The 4,715-nt window shown below is 62.0% G+C and carries 1 protein-coding gene; it reads left to right on the top strand.

The window, feature by feature from the left end; all coding sequences use genetic code 11:
- The coding region (locus ACIQUS_RS27015; RefSeq protein ID WP_403054172.1) for a beta strand repeat-containing protein at positions 1-4,715 on the top strand (4,715 nt) is incomplete at both ends.

Below are 4,715 nucleotides of genomic sequence, written 5' to 3'. Positions count from 1 at the left end.
GGCAGCGTGACCATCGCCGCCCCAGACGACGATGTGTACATCGACGCCGGTCAGGTCGAAGCGACCATCACCGGTACCTCCGGTGGTGACTTCGAAAACCTGGCTGTGGATAACACCCCAGCCGTCACCGAGGTGAAAGACACCCTCGATCCGTCGACGGTGAAACTCACCGCCGACGTCAGCACCATCGGCGAAGGCGGCGTGATCACCTACACCGCCACCGTCAGCGCCCCGGTCACCGGCAGCCCGCTGGTGATCAACCTGACCAATGGCCAGCAGATCGTCATCGGCGTCGGCCAGAGCAGCGGTACCGTGCAGTTCACTGCACCGGACAACGTGCATAACAGCAACCTGGACCTGACTAACGCGATCAAGGACGTTTCGGGCGGCAACTACGAGCAACTGACCGCTTCCGGTGAAACCACTGTGACCGTTACCGACGGCCCAGGTACCGAAGACAGCACCGGCCTGAAGCTGACTGCGACCCCGTCGGTCAACGAAGGTGGCGAGATCACCTACACCGCGACGCTGACCAATCCGGCTGGCACCGCCATGACCATCACCCTCAGCAACGGTGAGTCGATCACTATTGCTGCCGGTGAGACGTCGGGCAGCGTGACTGTCGCGGCACCAGACGACGACGTGTACATCGATGCCGGCCAGGTGGAAGCGACTATCACCGGTACTTCCGGCGGCGACTTCGAAAACCTCAACGTCGACCCGTCGGCGGCCGTGACCGAGGTCAACGACACCATTGACCCGTCGACGGTGAAACTCACTGCCGACGTCAGCACCATCGGCGAAGGCGGCGTGATCACCTACACCGCCACCGTCAGCGCCCCAGTCACCGGCAGCCCGCTGGTGATCAACCTGACTAATGGCCAGCAGATCGTCATCGGTGTTGGTCAGAGCACCGGCACCGTGCAGTTCACCGCACCGGACAACGTGCATAACTCCAACCTCGATCTGACCAACAGCATCAAGGACGTCAGCGGCGGCAACTACGAGCAGCTGACCGCTTCCGGTGAAACCAGCATCACCGTTACCGACGGTCCAGGCACTGAAGACACCACCGGTCTGAAGCTGACCGCCACCCCGTCGGTCAACGAAGGCGGTGAGATCACTTACACCGCCACGCTGACCAACCCGGCCGGCACCGCCATGACCATTACCCTCAGCAACGGTGAGTCGATCACCATTGCTGCTGGCGAGACGTCGGGCAGCGTTACCGTAGCGGCTCCGGATGATGATGTGTACATCGACGCTGGCCAGGTCGAAGCGACCATCACCGGCACCTCCGGTGGCGACTTCGAAAACCTGGCTGTGGATAACACCCCAGCCGTCACCGAGGTGAAAGACACCCTCGACCCATCGACCGTCAAGTTGACCGCCGACGTCAGCACCATCGGTGAAGGTGGCGTGATCACCTATACCGCCACTGTCAGCGCCCCGGTCACCGGCAGCCCGCTGGTGATCAACCTCACCAATGGCCAGCAGATCGTCATCGGTGTCGGCCAGAGCACTGGCACCGTGCAGTTCACTGCACCGGACAACGTGCACACCAGCAACCTCGATCTGACCAACAGCATCAAGGACGTCAGCGGTGGCAACTATGAACAGCTGACCGCTTCCGGTGAAACCACCGTCACCGTTACCGACGGTCCAGGTACCGAAGACACTACCGGCCTGAAGCTGACCGCCACCCCGTCGGTCAACGAAGGTGGCGAGATCACCTACACCGCGACGCTGACCAACCCGGCTGGCACCGCCATGACCATCACCCTCAGCAATGGTGAGTCCATCACCATCGCTGCCGGCGAAACCTCGGGCAGCGTGACCATCGCTGCTCCGGACGATGATGTGTACATCGACGCTGGCCAGGTCGAAGCGACCATCACCGGTACTTCCGGTGGTGACTTCGAAAACCTGGCTGTGGATAACACCCCAGCCGTCACCGAAGTGAAAGACACCCTCGATCCGTCGACGGTGAAACTCACCGCCGATGTCAGCACCATCGGCGAAGGTGGCGTGATTACCTACACCGCCACTGTCAGCGCCCCGGTTACCGGCAGCCCGCTGGTGATCAACCTCACCAACGGCCAACAGATCGTCATTGGCGTCGGTCAGAGCACTGGCACCGTGCAGTTCACTGCACCGGACAACGTGCATAACAGCAACCTCGACCTGACCAACAGCATCAAGGACGTTTCGGGCGGCAACTACGAGCAGCTGACGGCTTCCGGTGAAACCACCGTCACCGTCACCGACGGTCCAGGTACCGAAGACAGCACCGACCTGAAGCTGACCGCCACGCCATCGGTCAACGAAGGTGGCGAGATCACCTACACCGCCACGCTGACCAATCCGGCTGGCACGGCCATGACCATCACCCTCAGCAATGGTGAAAGCATCACCATCGCTGCCGGCGAAACCAGCGGCAGCGTGACTGTCGCGGCACCAGACGACGACGTGTACATCGACGCTGGCCAGATCGAAGCGACTATCACCGGTACTTCCGGTGGCGACTTCGAAAACCTCAACGTCGACTCGTCGGCGGCCGTGACCGAGGTGAAAGACACCATTGACCCGTCGACGGTGAAACTCACTGCCGATGTCAGCACCATCGGTGAAGGTGGCGTGATCACCTACACCGCCACCGTCAGCGCCCCGGTCACCGGCAGCCCGCTGGTGATCAACCTCACCAACGGCCAACAGATCGTCATTGGCGTCGGTCAGAGCACTGGCACCGTGCAGTTCACTGCACCGGACAACGTGCACAACAGCAACCTCGACCTGACCAACGCGATCAAGGACGTCAGCGGTGGCAACTATGAACAGCTGACGGCTTCCGGTGAAACCACCGTCACCGTCACCGACGGCCCGGGCACCCAGGATGAGACGGGCCTGAAACTGACCGCCACGCCATCGGTCAACGAAGGTCGCGAGATCACCTACACCGCGACGCTGACCAACCCGGCCGGCACCGCGATGACCATTACCCTCAGCAACGGTGAAAGCATCACCATCGCTGCCGGTGAAACCAGCGGCAGCGTGACCATCGCCGCGCCGGACGATGACGTATACATCGACGCTGGCCAGGTCGAAGCGACCATCACCGGTACTTCCGGTGGCGACTTCGAAAACCTGGCTGTGGATAACACCCCAGCCGTCACCGAGGTGAACGACACCCTCGACCCATCGACCGTCAAGTTGACCGCCGACGTCAGCACCATCGGTGAAGGTGGCGTGATCACCTATACCGCCACTGTCAGCGCCCCGGTCACCGGCAGCCCGCTGGTGATCAACCTCACTAATGGCCAGCAGATCGTCATTGGTGTCGGTCAGAGCACCGGCACCGTGCAGTTCACCGCACCGGACAACGTGCATAACTCCAACCTCGATCTGACCAACAGCATCAAGGACGTCAGCGGCGGTAACTACGAGCAACTGACGGCTTCCGGTGAAACCACCGTCACCGTTACCGACGGTCCAGGTACCGAAGACAGCACCGACCTGAAGCTGACCGCCACGCCATCGGTCAACGAAGGTGGCGAGATCACCTATACCGCCACCCTGACCAACCCGGCCGGCACCGCCATGACCATTACCCTCAGCAATGGTGAGTCCATCACCATCGCTGCCGGTGAGACGTCGGGCAGCGTGACTGTCGCGGCACCAGACGATGACGTGTACATCGACGCTGGCCAGGTCAAAGCGACCATCACCGGCACCTCCGGTGGCGACTTCGAAAACCTGGCTGTGGATAACACCCCAGCCGTCACCGAGGTGAAAGACACCATTGACCCGTCGACGGTGAAACTCACTGCCGACGTCAGCACCATCGGCGAAGGTGGCGTGATCACCTACACCGCCACCGTCAGTGCGCCGGTCACCGGCACGCCGCTGGTGATCAACCTCACCAACGGCCAGCAGATCGTCATCGGCGTCGGCCAGAGCACTGGCACCGTGCAGTTCACTGCACCGGACAACGTGCACAACAGCAACCTCGACCTGACCAACGCGATCAAGGACGTCAGCGGTGGTAACTACGAGCAGCTGACCGCTTCCGGTGAAACCACCGTCACCGTCACCGACGGTCCAGGCACCGAAGACAGCACCGGTCTGAAGCTGACCGCGACCCCGTCGGTCAACGAAGGCGGTGAGATCACTTACACCGCGACGCTGACCAACCCGGCCGGCACCGCCATGACCATCACCCTCAGCAACGGTGAGTCCATCACCATCGCTGCCGGTGAGACTTCGGGCAGCGTGACCATCGCCGCGCCGGACGACGATGTGTACGTCGATGCCGGCCAGGTCGAAGCGACCATCACCGGCACTTCCGGTGGTGACTTCGAGCAGTTGGCTGTGGATAACACCCCAGCCGTCACCGAGGTCAACGACACTCTCGACCCGTCGACCGTCAAATTGACCGCCGATGTCAGCACCATCGGCGAAGGCGGCGTGATCACCTACACCGCTACCGTCAGCGCCCCGGTGACCGGCAGCCCACTGGTGATCAACCTCACCAACGGCCAGCAGATCGTCATCGCTGTCGGTCAGAGCACTGGCACCGTGCAGTTCACCGCACCGGACAACGTGCACAACAGCAACCTGGACCTGACCAACAGCATCAAGGATGTCTCGGGTGGTAACTACGAGCAGCTGACTGCCTCGGGCACCACCACTGTGACCGTTACCGACGGTCCAGGCAC

Source organism: Pseudomonas sp. NPDC090755, assembly GCF_044769005.1.
Lineage (GTDB): Bacteria > Pseudomonadota > Gammaproteobacteria > Pseudomonadales > Pseudomonadaceae > Aquipseudomonas.
Note: the sequence above shows the minus strand (reverse complement) of the source record. Positions and strands in the feature narration are given on the sequence as shown.